The organism is Atopobium fossor DSM 15642 (genome assembly GCF_000483125.1).
Classification (GTDB): Bacteria; Actinomycetota; Coriobacteriia; order Coriobacteriales; family Atopobiaceae; genus Atopobium; species Atopobium fossor.
Genome location: NZ_KI519553.1, coordinates 986,274 through 1,009,260, shown reverse-complemented (window position 1 = coordinate 1,009,260; position 22,987 = coordinate 986,274). Strand labels below are relative to the sequence as shown.

Sequence of the window (22,987 nt, the reverse complement as noted above, 5' to 3'; positions counted from 1 at the left end):
AATGAAAGCTCGTATAAAAAAGCTTTTTGGTACCATTAAAGCTCATCCTATCTTTACGATAGTACTTATCGCATCGGTTCTATATACCTTTGGACCATATATCTATTTTGTAGCTCACCCGCTACTAATTCCCATCGAATATCAATTAGGTCCCAATGCCTGGGCGGCAGCAGGGTCAATTCCTTCTGGATATGGTATTGAATATAAGTTTGAGTATGAAGACAAAGATTCTGAGGGCAACGTAAGATACCATTTCATCTCTACTCGTGGGGAAAATATACCAATGGTTTTAACTGCAGAATTTGAATGGCAAGATGAATGGTCGGTTCAAATGATGATTCCTACACTTTATCCGGCAGGATGGCACTATGTAGTGTCAAATGAAAAAGAGTGGTTGGATGCGCTTGAGGCTTGGGAAAATAAATCTGTTTACCATGGGTAAACAAGTCTATTTCAATACTATTTTGTAGGATGTTGAATTTATAACGAAGATTCATTTTGAAAAGTAGAGGGATAAAAATAACTTCACTACACCTAAACAGAAGGAGGAGTAGTCCAGATATGAAAATTACCAAACGTACATTTTTTATAGCATATCTTGTTGCTTCTGCACTATTCATACTTGTCTGTGGTGTTTTCTTTATCCGGCTGCCTCAAAGAATTGGAGAGTATGCAAAAGGCTCTTCTGCAGCAGCTGCAATGGGATCTCCAACAATGCAATCGGACGCACATTATGGCTTTATATACAAACTTGAGTATGAAGACAAAGATGAAGAAGGTAATACTCAATATCACTTTATCTCTACTGGTGGGGAAAATGTTCCTAAGGTAGTGGTTGCAAAGTTTTACTGGCAAGATAGATGGTCATGGGAAGTATTTCCTACCTATCATCCAGCAGGATGGTATTACTACACAGTAAACCATGAAGAATGGGAAATTGCTTTTATCAGATGGATTAAAAGTCCTGACTATGATGGGCGAGAACTTCCGTATGAGTATCAAGAGTATGCGCATATACAGTAATTATCATAGGATTTTACTTTTAGTAAAATACAAGATGTATTAATGAATTATTCTGGACCGTCCATGAAACCGATAGCTTTTTATATCGTCTTAAGTACGAAAGCCAAATGGTCAAAAATCCTAGGGACTGACAACAATGAAAGCTCGTATAAAAAAGCTTTTTGGTACCATTAAAGCTCATCCTATCTTTACGATAGTACTTATCGCATCGGTTCTATATACCTTTGGACCATATATCTATTTTGTAGCTCACCCGCTACTAATTCCCATCGAATATCAATTAGGTCCCAATGCTTGGGCAGCAGCAAATCAAGGTACTTTTGATTATGACAGGCGTGAATATGGTCTTGAATATAAACTTGAATATGAAGACAAAGATTCTGAGGGCAATGTAAGATATCACTTTATCTCTACTGGTGGAGAAAATGTTCCTAAGGTTATAACTGCAGAATTTGAATGGCAAGATGAATGGTCGGTTGAACTAATGCTTCCCGTATATCATCCAGCAGGATGGTACTACTATGGTGCAGATGATCGAGATGAATGGGAAGAAGCTTTTATCAAATGGATTGAAAGTCCTACCTATGATGGACGAGAACTTCCGTATAAATATCGAAAATATGCACATACACAGTAGTTAATATAGAAAAAGTAATCAGACTATGAAAATAACCATACATAAACTCAGTAATATACTTATTGTAATAGCTGTGCTAGGTATTATTGGTCTTCCTCATCTGTTAAAAGTCATAGATTATGTGAGAGGTCCAAGTATTCAAGCTGCAATGGAATCTCCAACAATGCAATCGGACGCACATTATGGCTTTATATACAAACTTGAATACGAAGACAAAGATGAAGAAGGTAATACACAATACCATTTCATCTCTACTGGTGGAGAAAATGTTCCTAAGGTTATAACTGCAGAATTTGAATGGCAAGATGAATGGTCGGTTGAACTAATGCTTCCCGTATATCATCCAGCAGGATGGTATTACTACACTGTAAATGAAGATGAATGGGAAATTGCTTTTATCAGATGGATTAAAAGTCCTGACTATGATGGGCGAGAACTTCCATATGGGTATCAAGAATATGTGCCTGAACGCTAATCTTTTTGGTCTTTCATAAATAAAAGACGTTACATCTTAGATGCAACGTCTTTTTCAGAGTTATCGCTTTGATCGATTCTGTATACAATGGCTGATGCCATAGCTACAAAATATTGGTTATAAATAGCAGTGCAAGTAAGACAACAATACCAGCGGCAATAGTAACGCCAATAAAAACGGTGCGTTGCTGTTTTGTTTTCTCGCGCAACTTTGCTTCTCGCCTTTCTAGATTTTGTACTTGGCGCTGCTGGACCTCAATGGCTGCCTGTGTGTCACTAATGGTGTTACGTAACTCCTCGGTAACTTCAGGCGTTGCATGAACATCTTCTGCCTCATCAATAAGACTTTGTGCGGTATCGCGCCTTGCAATAGCTTCGTCATGCTGGTTTTGAATGTCTGCAATGGTTTTGGCAAGTGTGGCTAATTGCTTGTCTATCTCAGATTCACGATTATGTGCGTTTTTATACAGCTTGTCATAGGTTGCTTTGTGTTCGTCAACTTCACGTTTGGCCTCATCCAAGGTTTCTTGTGCAAACTCTAATGAATTGCGTTGTGTGTATACATGTGTAAGTGCATTTTCTATGGCACGACGATGCTGTTCATTAATCTCGTCAATTTCACTGCGTGAATAGTCCAACGCACGTTCTTCTTTAGAGATGGATTTACGCATATGCTTAAGGGCGTTCTCGTCAGGGGTATCCGCAGCAGTAAGGGTTGCAAGTTCAACGTTGAGTTCTTCTATGCGCGCAGTTGACTTCTCAATGGCTTGGTTGACATGATTAATTTCTTCATCACGGCGCCCCACAACTTCCTTGTGCTGAGATTCTGCCAGTTTCATAGCACGCTTAGCATCTGCTACAGCCTTAGAAGCCTCATCTACCTTGTCACGTGCCTGCTCGAGCTTGATCTTATGGGGACGTAAGTCGTGTTTGTTGGTTTCGCGCAGCTGTGCGAGTTGTTCCTTGAGCTTCTCTTCTTTAGTTTGCTCACTTTTTATTTGCTTTGCCAGCTTTTTTATTCTATTTTGTGCTTCGATAAGCAGAGCAGTTTGATCTTCGACTATGCTTTCATAGTTTTGAGCAATTTCTTCACGGTGAGCGAGAAGAGCATTGCTCTCGTCAAGTTCATTATGTACTTGTTTGAGCCTGTTGCGTGCAGCATCTGTTTGCTTGGCTGCTCGACGCACATCACGGACTGCTTCAAAACCCTCCATAACGGTGTTGGCACCTTGACTTGCACTAGCAGAAAGTGTTTCACGCGCTTTACCAGCAAGCTTGGATAAATCTTCTTTGCTAAGAGAACTTGCTACAGAAGAAATTTTTTTATTAAGAGTTGTGGCTACATCCTCCGTAAGCTTCTTGCTTGAATCGTCTGGCGTTTCAGAGTTGCTTTCTATGGTATCTTCGGCTTTGGTATCCAAAGTTGGGATGTTATCCGTTGTGGATTGTTCCATGACTGTAGAAGTAGGTTCAGAAGTGGTTTCGGGACTCACTTCTAAGACATTGTCTTCAGACTCGGCAGTATTGGAAATGTTAGTCAACTCATCGGTCATAGTTGTTCCTTTGTACAAAGCTTTTTAACCATAGAATAATTGAATATGCTTAGTTTTATCGGGGGAGAATACATAAACTTCGGTAGGAGTTCCATTGTGAGTGATGGGTGTATAAGCTATAGGTTACAAAATAACAATAATATAAAAAACTTTATGCATACTTAGTAAATCCTTACACGTGTTTGTTGCATAATTCTGCTACGATAGTGAATCGAAGTTAGTCTTTTTTCGTATTTACGGATAAAAGGAGATAAAGATGGTTTCTAAGCAGACCACTATTAAGAATGCAACGGGTCTTCATGCTCGTCCTGCCTCTGCCTTTGTTATGGAAGCAAAGAAGTACCAGTCAAACATCACCATTGCTGATGTAGACAAGGGCACTGCTCCTGCAAATGCAAAGTCTATCATGATGATTCTTGCTGCTGGTTTGGGCACTGGTGTTACCGTAGAGATTGCTTGCGACGGTCCTGATGAGCAGGAAGCTTGCGACGCTTTGATTGCTCTTATCGATAGTGGTTTTGGCGAGTAAACCAACGTAATTTATATATACTGATGCCTGGTACCTTTGTGTGCCAGGCATTTTTTATGCCTTGTATAGGTAATCATCGATACGTAACGAGAAACGAAAGAGCACGTCACATGGCAGATTTATTTAGCTACGAAATTGTTGCAGAAGATCCTAAAACACACGCTCGCGCTGGTGTGTTTCATACCGCTCATGGTGACGTAGAAACTCCACTGTTTATGCCTGTTGGTACCAAGGGGACGGTTAAGGGCATTTTGCCTCAGACACTCGAGCAAATTGGCGCGCAAGTTGTTTTAGCAAATACATATCACTGTGAAATGCGTCCTGGATCAGAGATGATTGACAAGCTTGGTGGTCTGCATGATTTTATGCAGTGGCACCATCCTATTTTGACTGACTCTGGCGGATTTCAGGTATTCAGTCATGGTGAGTTTTTTAAGCTGTCCGATGAAGGAGTGCGTTTTAGGGCAGTGGACTATGACGGTCGTTGGGTTAGCTGGACTCCCGAGGACAACATGGCAATTGCTCAACGTTTGGGCTCGGATATTTGTATGCAGCTTGATCAGTGTCCCGGCTATCCTTCTCCACGTTCATTTGTGGAGCGTGCAGTAGAGCTCTCTAGTATGTGGGCAGAGCGTTGCTGGAAGGCTCATACGTGTTCCGATCAAGCATTGTTCGGCATTGTTCAGGGTGGCATGGATTTAGACTTGCGTTTACGTTCCCTTAATCATTTGGAAAGTGTTGCTAACTTTCCTGGTTATGGCATTGGCGGTTATTCGGTAGGTGAGGATCATGAGACTATGTTCCAGACGCTGGAACCTTTGGTATCTGAGCATATGCCTAAGCACAAGCCTCGCTATTTGATGGGTGTGGGCAACCCAACTACCTTAGTGCGCGGTGTTGCTTGTGGTGTAGATATGTTTGACTGTGTATTGCCTACACGTACAGCTCGCATGGGTACGGCCTTCTCGTCCGAAGGTCGTTTGAACCTTAAGAATGCTCGCTTTAATGCAGATGACACACCGCTTGATCATGAGTGTGATTGTCCTGTATGTACAGGTGGTTATACACGTGCATATCTTAATCACTTGGTACGTCAAAAAGAGATGTTGGGCTCTATTTTGCTGTCTACTCATAACCTGTACTACCTGCTCAACCTAATGAGAAAGGCACGTGCCTCCATTATTGCAGGAACATACGGTGACTTTGTAGAAAATTGGATGAACAGCTCCGCAGCTGCCGATTTTTAAAGCATATGAGTCTCTTTTGTGTTTGACCATGCGTCTATAATGAATGTTTGGAAAATAGCTTTGGATATGTGATGGTACTGCCGTTGCATATCTTAACAACCCGAAAGAGACTGTCTTATGGCTAAAAATAAGTCACAGGACTCCTCGAAGACTGGAATAGGTCGTTGGAATACCGCTGGTTCGGCATCCAAAAATCGTAGGAGTTCCTCTAAGCCTGTACCATCAACAGAGTTGCGTAGATGGGCTATAACACTCATTGCATTACTTATTATCTGTGTAGTATCTGTTATTGGTTTTATGCCGCTTAACGAGCGCATTACACAGGGTCTTGATATCCAGGGTGGCGTTTCTGTCATCATGACTGCAAGTAAGTCTGATGGGTCTGCACCTCGCACGGAAGACATGCAGACCGCTACATCCATTGTACAAAGCCGTGTTAATTCGTTAGGTGCTTCTGAAGCTACGGTTCAGCAGCAGGGTAATAACTCCATTTTAATTCAAATTCCCGGTGCTACAGATGCTCAAGAGGCTGTTCAGACCATTGGAAAGACGGGCTATCTTGAGTTTGTCCGTCTAGACAGTATTGGTGATGCGGATGCACTGGCACAGTTGGGTGCCTATAAGGCAGATGTTTCTCTTAAAAAGGGAACCTATACCGCCTTTATGGATGGATCTTCAATTGCGTCCGTACAAGTAGCTCAACAGTCCAACTCTGCAACGGGTTCCTATGTAGTCAACCTTACCTTATCGGGTGATGGTGCCCAAAAGTTTGCAGAGGTAACTCGTGAGCTTGCACCAACCAATGGTCGCATTGCCATTGTTTTAGATGGCGTGGTTAAGTCGTCTCCTGCTGTACAAAACGAGATTACAGATGGTAGTGTTAGCATTTCTGGCAACTTTACTGCAGATTCTGCGCGTTCACTTAAGACGGTATTGGATTCTGGTTCTTTGCCGGTCACACTCAATTATTCAGAGAGTCGTGTGGTTGGTCCTACACTTGGACAAGATTCGCTGCACCAGGGTCTTATTGCTATTGCACTGGGCATGGCTATTGTTATTTTGTACCTGTTTATTTTCTATAAGGGCTTGGGTCTTTTAACGCTTGGTTCTTTAGCTGCATTTGCCTTGATGTACCTTGGTCTTTTGGCACTGTTATCCCACTTTGGAGCGTTTGCTTTATCGCTTCCGGGCTTGGCAGGCATTGTTCTTACCATTGGAATGGCAGCAGATTCATCCATTTTGGTTTTGGAGCGTTTTAGAGAAGAAATTAGAATGGGTAAAAGTGTTCGCAATGCATCGCTTTCTGGCGTTAAACATGGCATTGGAACATCTTTGGATGCAGATATGGTTACCATGGTTTCTGCACTAGCCTTGTTCTTCTTTGCCGTAGGACCAGTAAAAGGCTTTGGCCTTACGCTTGGTCTGGGTATTGTCTGCGATGTTATTACTATGTTTATGTTTAAGGCACCTGCCCTGCGTCTTTTAGCACACGGTCCCATTGCAAAGCATCCTGGTTTTTGGGGTGTCTCATCCGATATAGATGAGGCTCACAAAAAACAACCTGCTGTTGCTTCGAAGGGAGGTGCCGCTCATGCGTAGTCATTTTTCTCGTGAGTTGCCCATCATTACTCATCGTCGTATTTTTTTGGGCTTGTCCGCTGTGTTGATTGCGTTGTCTTTGGTTGGCCTATTGGCACGCGGCTTGGTTTTTGGAATTGAGTTTAGTGGTGGTACCGAGATTGATTTTTATAACACGGGAAACATTTCTATTGAGCACATGCGTGAAGCCTTAAGTAATGCTCAGGAGGACAGTGCTACCGTTCAAACTACGTTGACGGATGGTTCTGCTGGTTTTCTGGTGCGTTCTGATACCACCAATCCAAATACCGCAACTGAGCATGCCCAGCAAGCTGCACAGTTATTATCGCTTCCTGACACCTCGTATCAGGTAACTACCATTGGACCTGACTGGGGTGCTAATGTAACACATTCTTCTGCAGTAGCTTTTGGCATTGCCATCCTAGCCATTATTGCTTACATTGCCGTTCGCTATGAATACAAGATGGCTCTGTGTGCTGTGGCTTCTTTGCTACACGATTTGATTATTACAGTGGGTATTTATGCGTGGACACAAACAGCCATTACTCCTAATGTTGTAGCGGCATTACTAACTATTATGGGTTACTCGCTGTATGACACTGTTGTTGAGTTCCATCGCATAAATGAGAACGCAAAGCTGGCAGGCGATGGTACTCACCGCACCTATAACCAGATTGCCAACTTCTCTATTAATGAAGTTTTAGTTCGTACTATTAACACCACAATTACTTCTTTGGTACCTGTATGTGCCATGCTCGCATTTGGTGGTGCAACGCTCAAGGACTTTGCCTTTGCCATGGCTATTGGCCTTGTACTAGGCGCTTATTCCTCCTTTGGTGTGGCTTCTCCTTTGCTCTGTATGTGGAAGAGCCAAGAGCCCAAGTGGAAAAAGCTGGAAACAAAATATGGTGTCGCTCAGGCTGTAACTACTCCCGAGGTAAAGTAGATGGCTGGGCTCGACAAAAGCAAGCGCTGGGAAGTTCTTACCCCTCATGCGGATGCCGAGCAGCGTCTTCAATCGCAGCTAAAAGTCTCTCCTTTAGTTGCGCGAGTAATGGCTGCACGCGGTTTTGATGCCAACGAACAAGCTCAGCGATTTTTGCAGCCCGATTTAGATCGGGATTGGATTGATCCTTTTATCATTCCCAATATGGAGCAGGGTGTCGCTAAAGTTGTAGAAGCTATTGCTGCCGATAAAACCATTGCCGTATTTGGTGATTTTGACGTAGATGGCATGACATCCACATGTCTGCTGACCTTAGCTTTGCGTCGCATGGGTGCCAATCATGTCCGTGCGTATATTCCACATCGTTTTGATGAGGGTTATGGTCTTTCGGTTGCAGCCTTAGATCGCGTGATGGAGGATGGCAAGCCTGATCTTATCATTACGGTAGATAATGGTATTTCTGCTGCTAAAGAAGTTGCCTGGCTACTTGAGCAAGGTATTGATGTTGTTATTACAGACCATCATGAGCCTGCAGATTTAGTACCTCAGGGCGTGCCTGTAGTAGATCCTAAACTGCAGTCTTCCAACTGTTCGCGTGAGCTGGCAGGTGCGGGTGTTGCGCTCAAGATGGTGTGCGCACTTGGCCACAAGTTGGGTATGCCACATCTCTGGCGTGAATATACAGAAATTGCATGCTTAGGCACTATTTCTGACATGATGCTTTTAGTGGGAGAAAACCGCTCACTTGTGCAAGATGGTATTCGCCGTTTACGTAAGACGAGTCGTCCTGGTATTGTGGCGCTCAGTGCGGTCAGTCGCGTTGATTTGAATGATGTTACTTCGGACTCGTTGCCCTTCTCGCTTATTCCACGCTTAAATGCAGCTGGTCGTATGGGCAAAACAGACGTAGCGCTTGAATTGTTGCTTACGCAAGATCCTGAGCAGGCGGCTTTATTAGCTGGTGAGCTTGAGAACATTAATCAAACACGTCGTGAGATTGAGTCTAGCTTGGCGCAAGAAGCTATGGCTATGGTTGAGGCTACCTATGAACCCGGCAACCGTGTGATTGTTATTGCTGGTGAAGGCTGGCATGAGGGCGTTAAGGGTATTGTGGCAAGCCGTATAGTTAACCGCTATCACGTACCATCACTACTCTTTACCGTATCTGATGGTATTGCGCGTGGCAGTGGCCGTAGTGTTGGTTCGGTAGATTTGTTTAGTGCGGTAAGTAAGTGTTCCGATTTATTGGTGCGCTTTGGTGGTCACTCGGGTGCCGTGGGTGTTACGCTGGATGCAGCTAACATTGATGTCTTTAGGCTGCGTATGGAAGAAGAACTCTCCAAGCTTCCTGAGGATGATTTTGTTTCTACGGGTGAGGTTACTGCTCTTGTTGGTTTAAACGAGTTGGATGTTCAGTCCATAGACTCGCTTGAAATTTTGCAACCCTTTGGTCAGGGTAATAAAAAGCCTCTATTGGCTAGTACAGCCGTGTGTATGCGCGGTCGCTGTCGTGTGGGAGGTACGGGCGAGCATTTGCGCTTTAATGCAACAGATGGCATTCATTGCGTGCCTGCAATTATGTTTAGAGCACCCAATGTGGAACAGGCTATTGATTGTGAGGGTGCGGTAGATCTTGTTTTTGAGGCAGTAAATGAGACTTGGCAGGGTCGAACAAAGCCCAAACTCATGGTGCGTGATATCGTATATCGTGAAGCTCCAGTAGAGGTTTTTGAGCAGCCCTCTATTGCCAATACGCTCTTTTCGCGTTCGCATGCAATTTTGGCGCGTGGAGAATATGAGGGCATTGCAGAGGCTGTAAGCTTCCCAACGATTGCCATGCAAGTGCATACGCCAGCAAGACAATCTGCCATTGCGCAACTTTTTGCTGGCCAAACCCTCGATATCATTTTTGATCCTACAGCTCCTAACGAGCAAAAAACTCTAGTTTTAGCTACCGAGCAAGGCGAGATATTAGGTGAGCTACGTCCGGCAATCAACGCTGCGCTTGTGCCGTTGGTTGCTGCTGGTGCAAGTTATGGCGCTACCGTTGTTGCAGTAACGCACAGTGAGCACAAAGGATATGGCCTTAATATCATGGTAGTGCGCTATCATTCCACCAACGATGAAGCTACCTCACAAGCAGAGGATGATTCCAAATTGCGCATAGCACAACTGCGCAACTCACTTGAGCAGCTCACATATGAGCAACTTACACAAGCATTACGCCAGCGTACCATTGGCGATCATGATTTTTTGCCTGCTCAAGCAGCGGCGTTACAGCAATTGGCTGCTGGTGCATCTACATTATGTGTTATGGCAACCGGACGAGGAAAATCTCTTATCTTCCATATCCATGCAGCTCGTGAAGCCATTGTACATAAGCGTGTGAGCATCTTTGTATTTCCCTTGCGGGCACTTGTAGCAGATCAGGCATATCATTTAACCGAATCATTTGAAAAAATTGGTTTAAGTATTCGTGTTCTTACGGGTGAGACACCTCTAGGTGAGCGCGAAGACATCTATCTTGGTGCACATGCTGGAGCTATTGATGTACTTCTTACTACACCAGAGTTTCTAGCTATTCACTCACAACGTTTTGCAGCTATTGGTCGAGTGGGCTTTGTGGTAGTGGACGAAGCACATCATGCGGGTGTAGCAAAGAGTGGTAACCGTAGCGCATATACAGAGCTTCCACGCGTGCTAGGCGAGCTTAACAATCCAACATGCTTAGCAGTAAGTGCTACGGCACAAAATGATATTGCACAGGAAATTTGCTCGCTTACCGGTATCGATGCACAAAATGTGGTGGTTGATCGCGCCATGCGTGACAATCTTGTGGTGCGAGATGAACGTGATTCTCGTGATCGTGATGCTACGCTTATTCACCTCGTTGCTTCTGGCGAGAAAATAGTTGTGTATGTAAATTCTCGCGAACAGTCCGTAATGTTGGCACGAATGTTGCGCAAGGCAGTACCTGATCTTGGCCATAAGATTTCTTTCTACAATGCTGGCCTTACTCGCAAGGAACGTAAGAGGGTAGAAGACGCCTTTAGAAATGGTGAGCTGTGCTGTATTGTTTCCACCAGTGCGTTTGGCGAAGGCGTCAACTTGCCAGACGTTCGTGATGTGGTGCTGTACCATATGCCTTTTGGGTCGGTAGAGTTTAATCAAATGTCTGGTCGCGCTGGACGCGATGGAAAATCTGCCCACATTTACCTTCTCTTTGGAGATAAGGATGCACGTATCAATGAACGTTTACTTGCAGCAGGAGCTCCGGACCGCAATGCCTTGGTGGTGTTGTATCGCACGCTTATTGCTCAAGCAAAATCGCAGGTTCATGGTGCGCAAACACAGGGTTTCTCGCTATCTAACTCGGAGTTAGCAGAAGCAGCGCGTGAGCGTGATACACACACCGAGCTTGACGAACGCATGGTTTCATGTGGTATTGCCATTTTTAGGGAATTGGGACTTTTGAGTACAACTGGCTACGGAACAACACGCAAGATCGTTATGGACTTATCACCTGTTCGTGTAGAGTTGGAAAAGTCTACTCGCTATTTAGAGGGGCAGCACGCGCGTGAGGAATTTGAGCAGTTTAAGAATTGGGTTCTGACTGCTTCGACCAACGAGCTTCTGGCTCGTATCAACAGACCCATCACTCCAGATTTTGGGTATGAGGTCTAAAAGGAGGCCAAGCAGATGACGCTCGAAACCAGTGCTGGTAGAGGTACAACAGAAGAAGGTTTGTTTGTCCCTGCAACGGACGAAGTCCCAGAAGCAGACAATTACCATTTGCTACTGCGCACCTGTGGACAATACTTAAATGAAGCGGACCTCCAAACCGTCAAAAATGCGTATGACTTTGCTGCTCGTTTCCATGGCAATCAGCGTCGTCGTAGTGGTGAGCCCTATATTAATCATCCTGTTGAAGTTGCTTTTATTCTGGCAAATAACCTTCATATGGATAAGGATGTTCTTTGTGCTGCGTTGCTGCACGATACCGTGGAAGATACCACCGCCACCCTCAATGAGCTTGTTTCTTTGTTTGGCGAGACGGTCGCGGAGCTTGTAGATGGAGTTACTAAGCTCACTTCTATCGAGGTAGACTCCATGGATGAGAAGCAAGCACTCAATTTACGCAAGATGTTTTTGGCTATGTCTAAGGATATTCGCGTGGTGATTATTAAGCTGGCTGACCGCTTGCATAACATGCGTACTTTAGCTTCATTGCCTCCAAACCGTCGCTTATTCAAAGCACGCGAAACTATGGATGTGTATGCACCTTTAGCGGATCGCTTAGGCATTAGCTCTTTTAAGTGGGAGCTTGAGGACTTGGCATTTTTCTATCTGTATACGGATGAATATAGTCGTATTGCGCGCATGGTGCAGAATTCTCATGAAGCGCGTGAGCGAGAGACCAATGCTACCATCAAAGTGCTTTCGGATGAGATTACTAAGACCGGCATTACGGGTTTGCAAATTACCGGTCGTCCCAAGCATCTTTGGTCTATTTATCAAAAGATGAAGCGCAAGGACAAGCAGTTCTCGGACATTTATGACCTCATTGCCTTACGTGTCATTGCTAAATCTGTAAGCAATTGTTATTCCATTTTAGGTACCGTGCATTCTTTATGGCATCCTTTACCTGGTCGTTTTAAGGACTATATTGCAACCCCTAAGCCCAATGGTTACAGCTCGTTGCATACTACGGTTGTGGGTCCCGATGCACGTCCCATTGAGATTCAAATTCGCACGTATGAGATGCATGAACAGGCAGAATATGGTATTGCTGCTCACTGGTTATACAAGCGATCTGGTAACTCATTGGGTGAGTTCTCGCGTGACGACAAGAGCGTAGACTCGCAAATCTCTTGGATCCGTCGTAGTCTTGACTGGGCTGCCGAGGCAGATATTGATGATGCTCACGAGTATCTGGATAGCTTGCGCGTAGACCTCTATGAGGATGAGATTTTTGTCTTTACTCCTAAGGGAGAGGTCATGAGTCTGCGCGCTGGTGCTACACCGTTGGACTTTGCCTATGCGGTCCATACCGAGGTTGGTAACCACTGCGTTGGTGCTAAAGTCAACGGCTCTGTAGTACCGCTTACCTATTCTCTGGAAATTGGTGATCGTGTAGAAATCCTTACCAACAAGAGTTCCAAGCCTTCGCGTGACTGGATTTCACTGGTTCGTACACCTTCTGCTCGTGCTAAAATCCGCAAGTACTTTACCACTGCCAGTAAGTCTGACGATGCGGAGGCAGGTCGTGCTGAATTAGCACGTGAACTGCGTAAACGTGGATTTGGTATTTCTAATACGCGTACTACCAAGGCAATTAATCGCGTATTTGCTCAGTACGATTTCCATACAGCAGATGATCTTTTTGCTGCGGTTGGTAACAACAAACTTACGGCAAAATCGGTAGCCAATCGTGTGGAAACCATTCTTATGGAAGGAAGCCCCGAGCAGTTGGCTGAAGCCGCTAAGGCAGCAGAGGAAGAGGCACGCAAGAAAGAGGCTATGGATGGCGATAAGCCCCTTAAGCTTCCCAAGGCTCAGACGCGTGCTCAGCGCAAGAAGCGTGCTAATTGTGGCGTTGTAGTTAAAGGCGATGCAGATCTTCTTGTCCATCTATCAAAATGCTGTAACCCTGTAGCAGGCGATCAGATTATTGGTTTTATCACACGTGGACGTGGTGTTTCGGTACATCGTGCCAACTGTCCAAATGTAAGTGATCTTATGCGTCATCCTGAGCGTATGATTGATGTCGAATGGGATACTTCGGGGGCAACTGAGTTTCAGGTAGAAATTGTGGTAGCTGCAACCGATCGTATGGGCTTGCTTAAGGATGTCACCATTGCCTTGGGTGATGCAGGTGCCAACATTGTATCTGCTGCTACGCAAACAAGCAGCAGTGGTGCGGCGCGCTTGCGTTTTCTTATTGCAATTTCTGACGCAAGTATTCTTAACTCATTGTTGGCGGCAGTAGGTCGTGTTTCGGGAGTATATGATGCTCGCCGTATTTTGCCAGGAGAAGGAAACAAGCAGCTTAAGCGTCGTTTTTAGTGCACAAGTCTACCATGCAAGAGTAAGGTCAAGCCATGTCTATTAGCTTTAGTAATACTGTGCCATATGGTCACGATACTATTCATTGTTTTGCAGTTGGTCCCATTTCTACCAATTGTTATGCGTATGTATCCGGTGAAGCGTGCTTGGTTATCGACCCTGGTTTTGATGGTAAAGCTCTAGCTTCACAACTGGAGCATCAAAACCTTACAACAATTGTTGCTACGCATGGACATGGTGATCATGTAGGTGGTGTAGCCGAGCTCATGCGTCCCTCTACTGCTTTTCTTATCAACGAGAAAGACCTAGAGCTTGCACAATCTCCCAATGCTGCTGGTCATAGGCCTGGAGAATCTTTGCCACCTACCCCTACAGGGTTTTTGTCTGAAGGTAACATCGTAAGTGTTGGTACTGCGCGCTTTCGTATTATAGAAACCCCTGGTCATACACCCGGTGGCGTGTGTTTGGTGGGGCAAGGTTCTGCCGAGGGTCTCTGTTTTACAGGAGATACCTTATTTGCAGGCAGTGCTGGTCGTACTGATTTGCCAGGTGGAAATTTTGATCAGCTCATACAATCGCTTGCTCGATTGCGTAAGGAGCTTACTTTGGATTGCGTTGTGCTTCCTGGTCATGGCGGCGCAACATCAATGCGCGAAGAACTTGCAACTAATCGCTTTTATCAATAATCAAACAGTTGTAAGGTTTGCAAAATAGAGAATATGGTTTGTAGAGGATAGCCTACAAAAGATAGTTAGATAGATGGCAATAAAAAGAGCCCCAAGCGGGGCTCTTGCTTTTGTATGGTGCCTGAGGTGAGACTCGAACTCACACGTCCTTGCGGACAACGGATTTTGAATCCGTCGCGTCTGCCAATTCCACCACTCAGGCATGAGTGCATTGCGCGTTACAAACTATAGCAGAAAAAGCTATCAAGCGGTACAAAACGTTACAAAAAATTTTTGAAGCGGCTTTAGTCCTCGCGGGGCATGCCCCACCAAAATGTTGCTACGGTACCAGGTCCTGTATGTACTCCAATAGTGGCACCAATGTTGAAGATTTGAGCTGGTTGAGCCTTGGGAAAAGTTTGCGCAAGCAGCTTTGCAACAGCCCGAGCATCCTCTAGGCAATCAGCGTGGCTAATAAACAATTCTCCATCATAGTTCAAGCCATTCTGACACGTTTCTTCCATGAGGGATGCCACGCGATTAATAGCACGCTTTTTGGTGCGGACTTTCTCTTTAACGGCAAGCGAACCATCAGGAGCAATGTGCATTATGGGACAAATATGTAGCATGCCTCCTACCATACCTGCGGTTTTAGAAATGCGACCTCCCTTAACAAAGAAACGCAAGTCTGTCGAGAAAAACCAACTTTGAACCTCACGTTTATGTGCTTCTGCCCAAGTACGCGCTTCATCAATAGAAACGCCTTCATCACGTAAGTTTGCAAGCTTGCTTACCAACAAGCCATAGCCAGCGCTTGCACAGATAGAATCCACGATATATAGCTTTTGATTGGGAAACTCTTCTTTTAACATGCTGGCTGCATTAAGTGCGGATTGATAGGTTCCAGAGATGCCAGAGGACAAGGTAATATGCAAAACATCATTACCACCTGCAAGGAAGGGGCGTAAAAAGTCTACGTAATCACCAACACTAATTTGAGAGGTTGTTGCTTCGGCTCCTGCAAGCATTTTTGCATACATGCTGCGGGGTGTATGTGATTTACCAAAATCATCCTTATACCAGGTACCATCTAGCATGTAATTAAAATTAATGTAGGGGATGGAGTGAGAAGCCAAAAACTCCTCAGAGACGTCCGCGGTTGAACAACAACTTATTATAAAGTTTGACATGACGCTCCTTTAATATCATTCAATTATGTTTTTTACTCTAACGCAAATAGGGTTAAAAATATGCACCGAATATGTATTTGCCACGCTTGTAGTATGCGAAAGATAGTTTTTCTTGCATTTATGTGCGCTCATCTCTAATATGTAACAAGTTCGCGCGTATGCGCGTTGGAGAAGCGGAATCATGCACTTGGATTCCCACCTGAATGGCGCCCTCTTGGCAGCTGTCTGGTAGGCAAACGGATATTCTTCTCGCTACCATGTGTACGAGCCGTAGTCCCAGATGGATGCTTTTGCGTCGTCTGGGTATTTTTATGCGGCTTTGCCGCACAGAGAGGAAGGTGTAGGAAGATAGCCAAACCCCAGGGTCCTCGTGTAAACGAGGAAATCACCGCTCGTACCTGCCGCCTTATTGGCGAAGATGGTTCTCAGCTGGGTTTGTTCGGCGTTTCTGACGCATTGCGTCTTGCCGACGAGCGTGGTCTTGACTTGGTCGAGATTGCACCCAATGCAGAGCCACCTGTATGCAAGGTGATGGACTATCGCAAGTTCAAGTATGAGCAGGACCGTAAGGCCAAGGCCGCACGTAAGAATCAGGCTAAGGTTGAGGTCAAGGAAATGAAGTTCCGCCCCAAGATTGATGTGGGTGACTATGAGACCAAGAAGAGTCACGTTCTTCGCTTTCTCAAGAAGGGTGCACGCGTCAAAATCACGATTATGTTCCGCGGACGCGAGATGGCACATCCTGAACAGGGTCTCAATGTTCTTGAGCGTCTTGCAGAAGACCTAAAACCTTTTGCAAATGTAGAAGCTCAACCCAAGATGGAGGGTCGCAACATGCACATGCTCGTCGCTCCAATTAAGGGTGCTTTTGATGAGAAGCCCATGGTGGACGACGATTCTGCAAACACAAAGGAGAACTAGTATGCCAAAGATGAAGACTCACAAGGGAACCGCTAAGCGTTTCCGTAAGACTGGTACCGGCAAGATTATGCGCGCTAAGGCATTTAAGAGCCACATCCTTACCAAGAAGTCTCAGAAGCGTATTCGTGGTTTCCGCCAGGAAGCTGTCGTTTCCGCAGCCGATGCAAAGAACGTATCGGTACGTATGGGTAAGTAGGCGCTTAAGCGTCATTAAGAGTATTTTCACTCACAAGGAGTTGATTAGATATGGCACGTGTAAAGCGCGCAGTTAACGCTAAGAAGAAGCGTCACACCCTCCAAGAGCGTACTAAGGGTTATTACGGCACCTCCTCTCGTACCCTTCGTGGTATGAAGGAGCAGATGCAGCACTCCCTTCAGTATCAGTACCGTGATCGTCGCAACAAGAAGCGTGATATTCGTCGTCTTTGGATTCAGCGCATTAATGCAGCAGCACGTATCAACGACATGAGCTACTCTGTGTTCATGCATGGTCTTAAACTTGTTGGTGTAGAGCTTGATCGTAAGGTTCTTGCTCAGATTGCTTACGAGGATTCTGCTGCATTTGCAGATCTTGCTGTTATTGCCAAGAAGGCAGTAGAGGCTGCTCAGTAGTCTTTGTTCGTTGGTAACATAACGTACGCAAATAAAGCCTAGAAGTTCAAATGAGCTTCTAGGCTTTTTGTTGCTCTTAAAGGTGTTGTTAATTTTGTTTTTCTTGGCACCCAACGTGGAATCTCTAGTGTTTAGGTTGTTTGTGTTTACGTTTCTTAAAGTGCTTTTGTAAGGATCCACTTTCAAGTTTTTGAGCCTTTGCTTCTTGCTCGAAAGCGGGATTATCGGGTGTAATGAGTACATCATCATCTGTGTCCGGATCATAATGATGAAGTAGTACAGGCTCAAAGAGATGAAGCTTGGAAGCAAAGCTACCCGACGCAAAAACCAAAATGATAAAGATAATCATGCGTGGCCAAACCGGGACTTTAGTCATGACAAAAGAGCCAATACACAACATGGCAGTCCATGCATAAATGAGTAATACGGCCTGACGCTGGTCAAAGCCACTTTGAATAAGTCTGTGATGGATATGGCCTTTATCAGCCTGACCAATGCTTACGTGTGCGCGTTTACGACGCACAATGGCGGATAGCGTATCTATGATAGGAATGCTAGCTACCAATAGAGGAATAATCATGGTTGTAAGACCAGCTACACGGGTAACATTAAGCAAAGAAATGGCACCTAGTGTAAAGCCTAGGAGCAACGAGCCCGAGTCTCCCAAAAAGATACTTGCTGGATTGAAATTAAAGCGTAAAAATCCGAGAGTTGCTCCAGCCAGTGCAACAGAAAGAGCAGCTGCATCTAAGCGTCCTGCTGCGGCTGCAAGCACAAACATGGTAAGGCTTGCAATACAGGTAATACCGGAGGCAAGACCATCAAGTCCATCAATCAGATTAATAATATTGCAGTAAGCAACCAAATATACAACGGTTATGGGATACGTGAAGAAACTAAGAGCAATTTCACTCTCGGTAAGTGGATTGTAAATATTGCCAATAACAAGACCACCGCATACTGCAATAATGGCTGCAATGATTTGTCCGGTAAGCTTAACCAGTGGCTTGAGCGAAAATATATCATCCAATACACCAACAAAAAAGATGCAGGTAATGGATGCTGCAAGGAAGTAGTAATTAACAGTCATGCCAGGGTGGGGAACAAGCACTACAGGCCATAGATAGTATGTGGTCCCCATATACTGTGTTGCAGCGGCGGCGACCAGACCAATAAAAACAGCAATGCCGCCCATACGTGGAATGGGTGTTTTATTAATACGGCGTTTACTGGGCTTATCGATAGACCCAACTTTACGAGCAATAAGCTTTGCCAGTGGGGTAGTAACAACGGTTGCGATAAGTGCAACAAGGTATAAGCACATGTACGGAATGTAAGAACTCACGTGGTACTACTCCTATGATGGAGCGAACACGGGCGGGTGCACGCATGTTTACACGATAAGTTTAAGTACACGCTATAACTTCGACTAAGTCAAGACTGGTATCAATTTATCTATCCCGTATAGTAAAGGTGTCGAGCTTCTGCGAGCTAACTGGGTGAACCGACAAGTTTTTTCAGGGAGCCTGTTTCTTGTTCTTAGTACGAGGATCCTTCGTTGTTGAGGAAGCCGGAACAGGCAAGTAGGGCACCCACCTTATGAGAGGTGGGTTCACAATTGCAACGCAGGAGCTCGACGTTATGTGGTTACATTCCACTCGTCGAGCTCCTCTTCATGCGTTATATTTTTTGTTGTTGTACGTAGTGTACGTATTTGCGTGTTACGTATTACTTCTCGTCAGGACGAGGGGTAATTTCAATGGCGTTCTCTGGAAGAGCTGCACCCTTAGGTTGGATGAGCAGACGATAGCCAAGTACGTTCAAAATATTGTTAAGAACACGGGTCTGGGGGTTACCAACAGCCAAAACAGAAGCAATTGCAGGTTGGCTTACGCCAAGTGCCTTAGCTAGTTCTGACTGCGTAGTTCCCTTAGCGGAAATGATGGAACGCAATGCGTCGGAAATGATTACTTTTTCTTGATCAGCCATGCCAAAATGCCTCTCTACATACCATAGCGATCGGGCTATGAACCTTATCACACGGTCTGTGATAAGGTCTTTATAACCCACTTTTAAGGATTAAATCTAATTTGTAACAAAAAAGTTCATTTTTGTGACATACACATAAAAAAATAAAATATTTTGTGGTGGCATGATGTAACTACGTGTGTTTTGTTGCCTTCTTATCCGGTTTACAGTCATGTCCAAGCGATGGGTACAATTAAGAGCGTAGGTTCAGAACATCACAGTGATGTTACTTCACTTTATAAAGAGGAAACTATGCCACAAGCCACCCCTAACGGGAAAACCATTGCTGTTATTGACGGTAACTCACTTATGCATCGTGCATTTCATGCTATTTCTCAGCCCATGCAAGCACCTGACGGGCGTCCAACCAATGCTTTATTTGGTTTTTTTAATATGTTTGTTAAATTCTACGAGAGCTTCTCGCCAGATGGAATGATTTGCGCTTTTGACAAGGGCCGTCCTCGGGTTCGCATGGAGATGCTTCCACAATACAAGGCCCAGCGTCCTTCTATGGATCCAGATTTGCGCGCACAATTTCCCATGGTTAAAGAGCTGCTCAAGGCCATGCGTGTACCTGTAATGGAATGCGAAGGTTGGGAAGGCGATGATATTTTAGGTACGCTTGCCCGTCGTGGCGAACAAGCAGGCTATACCATGCTGTTAGTGACAGGTGACCGTGATATGTATCAGCTATCTACGGATTTGATTCACATTGTTTCTACGCGCAAGGGCATTACGGATGTGTCAATTATGACACCAGATACCGTGAGTGATTTGTATAACGGTATCACTCCTGAGCTGGTTCCTGACTTTTATGGCCTTAAGGGTGATAGCTCGGATAATATTCCTGGCGTCCCTGGCATTGGTCCTAAAAAAGCAGCTGCACTTATTTTGCAGTATGGCAGCTTAGATGAAGTTTTGGCCCACGCCGATGAGGTAAAAGGCAAAATGGGAGAAAATCTACGTGCTCATAAGGACGATGCATTACTGAGTCGTAAGGTGGCAACTATTCGTACAGATGCTCCTATTGAGTTGGAGTTATCTGATGCGCACTTTCCCGCTTTTACCTCTCAGGAGGCTCTAGCAGAAGTCTCTCAGGCATTTTCTGATTTAGGTTTTACTGGGGTACTACAGCGAATTGTTGCGTTGGCAGGAGGTACGGTCAAAGCTCCTCAAGCAGCTTGTTTTGAACTCCCTAAACCTGTGGATACAAAGGATGCTTCTGCATTAGTTGCCTCTGCCATTAGTAACAATCAATGGGTTGGTGTAGCACTTGAACAGGGAAGCACTGCTGGTCAACTCACCTTGGATTTGGATGACGCTAATAACAAAGTGTTGTGGGTGGCCACAAATCATGCACTTGCACGCTTTGATGGAGATGAAGCATTAGTAACATTGCAGCAATTGTTTGAAGCTGGCAAGATTGTAAGCTCTGATGTTAAGCAGCTGGTTCATGCTTTGATGCCTTCTGATTCTGCACAAGTAGCCACCTTAACGTATGACAAAATTGACCCTGCGCGTATTTTTGATACAGGTGTTGCGGGATATTTGCTTGATTCAGATAAGCCGAGTTTCTCAACGGCTGCTTTAGCACAGCATTACCTTAAAACCACCTTGCCTCAGGAAGACAAAAACTTCTCTGAGCAGGCAATTGATGCATGGGTTGTCCATGCGCTGCAAGATGTACTAGTCGAGCAACTTAAGCAGACAGGTTCAGATAAGCTTTTTACCACAGTAGAGATGTCCTTATTGGCGGTATTGGCTGTAATGGAGCGCCATGGTCTGGGCGTAGATGCAGCGGTTCTTCGTAATCAGTCACAGGAGCTGGGTGTAGAAATTGACCGCATGGTCGAGCACATTCAACAAGAAGCTGGAGAAAAGTTCAAGGTAAATTCGCCCGAGCAACTATCTCACGTGTTGTTTGATGTGTGGAGACTTCCAACCTTTGGTCTTAAGAAGACTAAAAAAGGTTTCTATTCCACAAATGCGAAGGTGCTTAGCGAGCTTGCACATGAGGACACGCGTGTAGCTGAGGTATTGGAGTATCGCGAGCGCACTAAGATTAAATCCACCTACTTAGATGCTTTACCAGAGCTTATTCGTGGTGATGGGCGCATTCATACAAGCTTTAATCAGACGGTGGCGGCAACGGGTCGCCTCTCTAGCTCCGATCCAAATCTACAAAACATTCCCACGCGTTCTGAGCTGGGGCATCGTGTTCGTACGGCTTTCTCGGTGCCAGAAGATAGCGTGTTTTTGGCATGTGATTATTCTCAGATTGAACTGCGCTTGTTGGCGCATCTGTCCAATGATGAGCATTTGATTGCAGCCTTTAATAGTGGTGCAGATTTTCATGCAGCTACGGCGGCACGTGTGTTTGCGGTGCCCGTAGAAGAGGTAACACCGGCATTGCGAAGCCGTGCTAAGGCTGTTAATTTTGGCATTGTGTATGGTCAACAGGCATATGGACTTGCCACCTCATTGGGTATTCCGCGTGCAGAGGCTCAGCAGATGATAGACCGTTACTTTGCAGCATATCCAGGTGTAGACGCATATCTTAAGCAGCAAATTAAGTTGGCCCATGAGCAGGGTTTTGTAAGTACTATGTATGGCCGTCGTCGTTATACTGCAGATATTAACAATCGTAACTTCCAGCTTCGTTCGTTTGCCGAGCGCACCGCTATGAATCATCCCATGCAGGGTAGCGCAGCAGATATTATTAAAATTGCTATGGTGCGTGTTCAAGATACGTTGGTCGAGAAGCGCTTGCGCTCAAAGCTTGTCTTGCAGATTCACGACGAATTGGACCTTGAGGTTCCCATAAACGAGCTTGAGATAGTATCTAAGCTGGTTAAAGAGCAGATGGAAAGCGTGTGTCATCTGAGTGTTCCTCTAATTGCAGAACCTTCGTATGGTAATAACTGGGCTGAAGCAAAGTAGGGTATCTACCATGGCAAGCTTTGATGACTTTTCCTTTAAAACAGATGAAGTTCCTTCGTCGGTGGCGCTTCAGGGTCCACAGGTACTTATCTATACGGATGGTGCTTCAAGGGGAAATCCTGGGCGTGGAGGGTATGGTGCAGTGCTTAGGTATACCAACTCAGCAGGAGAAACTAAAACCCTTGAGCTCTCTCAGGGGTATTACAAAACCACCAATAATCGTATGGAACTTTTGGCAGCTATTGTGGCACTTGAGGCACTTAAGCGTCCCTGTAATGTGGAACTACATAGTGATTCTCAATATGTAGTTAATGCCTTTAATCAGCGTTGGGTTGCAGGATGGATTAAACGTGGCTGGAAAACATCCAACAAGCAGCCAGTTAAAAATGTGGACTTATGGCAGCGTCTAATTGCGGCGGCACACAATCATGCTGTTCGTTGGGTATGGGTCAAAGGACATGCCGGCCATAAACTCAATGAGCGCTGTGATGAGCTAGCAACTACTGCTGCAGATGGAACTTCTCTTATAGAAGATCCAGGTTTCACTCAAGCCTAGA

At 45.1% G+C, this 22,987-nt stretch carries 20 protein-coding genes and 1 tRNA gene; 16 read left to right on the top strand and 5 right to left on the bottom strand.

The genetic code is table 11. From position 1 onward, the window contains the following. Nucleotide 1: 1 nt before the first annotated feature. The 4 genes from G469_RS0107465 to G469_RS0107450 all read left to right on the top strand — a co-directional run bounded on the left by G469_RS0107465 (nucleotide 2) and on the right by G469_RS0107450 (nucleotide 2,135). The gene (locus tag G469_RS0107465; protein ID WP_028264524.1) at nucleotides 2-442 is read left to right on the top strand and encodes a hypothetical protein; all 441 of its coding nucleotides are present in this window, start codon (nucleotides 2-4) and stop codon (nucleotides 440-442) included. A 119-nt stretch (nucleotides 443-561) separates the two neighbouring features. Continuing rightward, nucleotides 562-1,023, top strand: a complete 462-nt coding sequence (locus G469_RS0107460) for a hypothetical protein (protein WP_028264523.1) — start codon at nucleotides 562-564, stop codon at nucleotides 1,021-1,023. 136 nt (nucleotides 1,024-1,159) lie between these two features. After that, nucleotides 1,160-1,660, top strand: coding sequence for a hypothetical protein (locus G469_RS0107455; protein WP_028264522.1), 501 nt, complete (start codon nucleotides 1,160-1,162; stop codon nucleotides 1,658-1,660). 25 nt (nucleotides 1,661-1,685) lie between these two features. Further along, complete coding sequence (locus G469_RS0107450) at nucleotides 1,686-2,135, top strand: hypothetical protein (RefSeq protein ID WP_028264521.1); 450 nt, start codon at nucleotides 1,686-1,688, stop codon at nucleotides 2,133-2,135. Nucleotides 2,136-2,238: 103 nt separating this feature from the next. On the opposite strand, the gene G469_RS0107445 is transcribed toward G469_RS0107450, so the two are convergent. Beyond that, on the bottom strand, nucleotides 2,239-3,687 hold the full coding sequence (locus tag G469_RS0107445; protein ID WP_028264520.1) for a coiled-coil domain-containing protein: 1,449 nt from the start codon (nucleotides 3,685-3,687) through the stop codon (nucleotides 2,239-2,241). Nucleotides 3,688-3,943: 256 nt separating this feature from the next. Here G469_RS0107445 and G469_RS0107440 point away from each other — a divergent pair, with 256 nt between their 5' ends. From G469_RS0107440 to G469_RS0107410, 7 genes are all read left to right on the top strand, one after another. After that, nucleotides 3,944-4,216, top strand: coding sequence for an HPr family phosphocarrier protein (locus tag G469_RS0107440; RefSeq protein WP_028264519.1), 273 nt, complete (start codon nucleotides 3,944-3,946; stop codon nucleotides 4,214-4,216). Nucleotides 4,217-4,326: 110 nt separating this feature from the next. Next, the gene (gene tgt, locus G469_RS0107435) at nucleotides 4,327-5,463 is read left to right on the top strand and encodes a tRNA guanosine(34) transglycosylase Tgt (RefSeq protein ID WP_028264518.1); all 1,137 of its coding nucleotides are present in this window, start codon (nucleotides 4,327-4,329) and stop codon (nucleotides 5,461-5,463) included. 117 nt (nucleotides 5,464-5,580) lie between these two features. Further along, a complete protein-coding gene (gene secD / locus G469_RS0107430) occupies nucleotides 5,581-7,062 on the top strand; it encodes a protein translocase subunit SecD (protein WP_028264517.1) in 1,482 nt (493 codons plus the stop codon). Beyond that, the gene (gene secF, locus G469_RS0107425) at nucleotides 7,055-8,008 is read left to right on the top strand and encodes a protein translocase subunit SecF (RefSeq protein ID WP_028264516.1); all 954 of its coding nucleotides are present in this window, start codon (nucleotides 7,055-7,057) and stop codon (nucleotides 8,006-8,008) included. The genes secD and secF overlap by 8 nt, the downstream gene beginning before the upstream one ends. Beyond that, nucleotides 8,009-11,692, top strand: coding sequence for a single-stranded-DNA-specific exonuclease RecJ (recJ, locus tag G469_RS0107420; protein ID WP_028264515.1), 3,684 nt, complete (start codon nucleotides 8,009-8,011; stop codon nucleotides 11,690-11,692). Nucleotides 11,693-11,707: 15 nt separating this feature from the next. Then, nucleotides 11,708-14,074, top strand: a complete 2,367-nt coding sequence (locus tag G469_RS0107415) for a RelA/SpoT family protein (protein ID WP_035425450.1) — start codon at nucleotides 11,708-11,710, stop codon at nucleotides 14,072-14,074. 35 nt (nucleotides 14,075-14,109) lie between these two features. Next, on the top strand, nucleotides 14,110-14,760 hold the full coding sequence (locus G469_RS0107410) for an MBL fold metallo-hydrolase (protein WP_028264513.1): 651 nt from the start codon (nucleotides 14,110-14,112) through the stop codon (nucleotides 14,758-14,760). Nucleotides 14,761-14,875: 115 nt separating this feature from the next. On the opposite strand, the gene G469_RS0107405 is transcribed toward G469_RS0107410, so the two are convergent. Both G469_RS0107405 and G469_RS0107400 read right to left on the bottom strand, forming a co-directional pair. Then, nucleotides 14,876-14,962: transfer RNA gene (locus tag G469_RS0107405), tRNA-Leu, on the bottom strand. An 82-nt stretch (nucleotides 14,963-15,044) separates the two neighbouring features. After that, entirely contained in the window at nucleotides 15,045-15,929 is an 885-nt protein-coding gene (locus tag G469_RS0107400) for a DegV family protein (RefSeq protein ID WP_028264512.1), read from the bottom strand. A 348-nt stretch (nucleotides 15,930-16,277) separates the two neighbouring features. On the opposite strand from G469_RS0107400, the gene infC reads away from it, so the two are divergent. Genes infC through rplT form a run of 3 tightly spaced genes read left to right on the top strand, consistent with a single transcriptional unit; the run spans nucleotide 16,278 to nucleotide 17,462 of the window. After that, nucleotides 16,278-16,850, top strand: a complete 573-nt coding sequence (infC, locus tag G469_RS0107395; protein WP_051353854.1) for a translation initiation factor IF-3 — start codon at nucleotides 16,278-16,280, stop codon at nucleotides 16,848-16,850. 1 nt (nucleotide 16,851) lies between these two features. Further along, nucleotides 16,852-17,046: a 50S ribosomal protein L35 gene (rpmI, locus tag G469_RS0107390; RefSeq protein WP_002563965.1), complete on the top strand. Its 195-nt coding sequence runs from the start codon at nucleotides 16,852-16,854 to the stop codon at nucleotides 17,044-17,046. A 50-nt stretch (nucleotides 17,047-17,096) separates the two neighbouring features. Next, nucleotides 17,097-17,462: a 50S ribosomal protein L20 gene (gene rplT, locus G469_RS0107385; protein ID WP_028264510.1), complete on the top strand. Its 366-nt coding sequence runs from the start codon at nucleotides 17,097-17,099 to the stop codon at nucleotides 17,460-17,462. 124 nt (nucleotides 17,463-17,586) lie between these two features. Here the strand turns inward: rplT and G469_RS0107380 are convergent, their stop codons facing one another. Next, entirely contained in the window at nucleotides 17,587-18,807 is a 1,221-nt protein-coding gene (locus tag G469_RS0107380; RefSeq protein WP_028264509.1) for a glycosyltransferase family 4 protein, read from the bottom strand. 383 nt (nucleotides 18,808-19,190) lie between these two features. Further along, a complete protein-coding gene (locus G469_RS08735) occupies nucleotides 19,191-19,451 on the bottom strand; it encodes a helix-turn-helix domain-containing protein (RefSeq protein ID WP_035425449.1) in 261 nt (86 codons plus the stop codon). A gap of 291 nt (nucleotides 19,452-19,742) precedes the next feature. On the opposite strand from G469_RS08735, the gene polA reads away from it, so the two are divergent. Both polA and rnhA read left to right on the top strand, forming a co-directional pair. Further along, a complete protein-coding gene (polA, locus tag G469_RS0107370) occupies nucleotides 19,743-22,430 on the top strand; it encodes a DNA polymerase I (protein ID WP_028264508.1) in 2,688 nt (895 codons plus the stop codon). Between the two features lie 10 nt (nucleotides 22,431-22,440). After that, nucleotides 22,441-22,986: a ribonuclease HI gene (rnhA, locus tag G469_RS08730; RefSeq protein WP_245579135.1), complete on the top strand. Its 546-nt coding sequence runs from the start codon at nucleotides 22,441-22,443 to the stop codon at nucleotides 22,984-22,986. Nucleotide 22,987 lies beyond the last annotated feature (1 nt).

What these genes read in the sequence shown, in the direction of transcription:
- G469_RS0107465 (WP_028264524.1), top strand. Translation starts at nt 2, where the DNA reads ATGAAAGCTCGTATAAAAAAGCTTTTTGGTACCATTAAAGCTCATCCT.
- G469_RS0107460 (WP_028264523.1), top strand. Translation starts at nt 562, where the DNA reads ATGAAAATTACCAAACGTACATTTTTTATAGCATATCTTGTTGCTTCT.
- G469_RS0107455 (WP_028264522.1), top strand. Translation starts at nt 1,160, where the DNA reads ATGAAAGCTCGTATAAAAAAGCTTTTTGGTACCATTAAAGCTCATCCT.
- G469_RS0107450 (WP_028264521.1), top strand. Translation starts at nt 1,686, where the DNA reads ATGAAAATAACCATACATAAACTCAGTAATATACTTATTGTAATAGCT.
- G469_RS0107445 (WP_028264520.1), bottom strand. Translation starts at nt 3,687, where the DNA reads ATGACCGATGAGTTGACTAACATTTCCAATACTGCCGAGTCTGAAGAC.
- G469_RS0107440 (WP_028264519.1), top strand. Translation starts at nt 3,944, where the DNA reads ATGGTTTCTAAGCAGACCACTATTAAGAATGCAACGGGTCTTCATGCT.
- tgt (WP_028264518.1), top strand. Translation starts at nt 4,327, where the DNA reads ATGGCAGATTTATTTAGCTACGAAATTGTTGCAGAAGATCCTAAAACA.
- secD (WP_028264517.1), top strand. Translation starts at nt 5,581, where the DNA reads ATGGCTAAAAATAAGTCACAGGACTCCTCGAAGACTGGAATAGGTCGT.
- secF (WP_028264516.1), top strand. Translation starts at nt 7,055, where the DNA reads ATGCGTAGTCATTTTTCTCGTGAGTTGCCCATCATTACTCATCGTCGT.
- recJ (WP_028264515.1), top strand. Translation starts at nt 8,009, where the DNA reads ATGGCTGGGCTCGACAAAAGCAAGCGCTGGGAAGTTCTTACCCCTCAT.
- G469_RS0107415 (WP_035425450.1), top strand. Translation starts at nt 11,708, where the DNA reads ATGACGCTCGAAACCAGTGCTGGTAGAGGTACAACAGAAGAAGGTTTG.
- G469_RS0107410 (WP_028264513.1), top strand. Translation starts at nt 14,110, where the DNA reads ATGTCTATTAGCTTTAGTAATACTGTGCCATATGGTCACGATACTATT.
- G469_RS0107400 (WP_028264512.1), bottom strand. Translation starts at nt 15,929, where the DNA reads ATGTCAAACTTTATAATAAGTTGTTGTTCAACCGCGGACGTCTCTGAG.
- rpmI (WP_002563965.1), top strand. Translation starts at nt 16,852, where the DNA reads ATGCCAAAGATGAAGACTCACAAGGGAACCGCTAAGCGTTTCCGTAAG.
- rplT (WP_028264510.1), top strand. Translation starts at nt 17,097, where the DNA reads ATGGCACGTGTAAAGCGCGCAGTTAACGCTAAGAAGAAGCGTCACACC.
- G469_RS08735 (WP_035425449.1), bottom strand. Translation starts at nt 19,451, where the DNA reads ATGGCTGATCAAGAAAAAGTAATCATTTCCGACGCATTGCGTTCCATC.
- polA (WP_028264508.1), top strand. Translation starts at nt 19,743, where the DNA reads ATGCCACAAGCCACCCCTAACGGGAAAACCATTGCTGTTATTGACGGT.
- rnhA (WP_245579135.1), top strand. Translation starts at nt 22,441, where the DNA reads ATGGCAAGCTTTGATGACTTTTCCTTTAAAACAGATGAAGTTCCTTCG.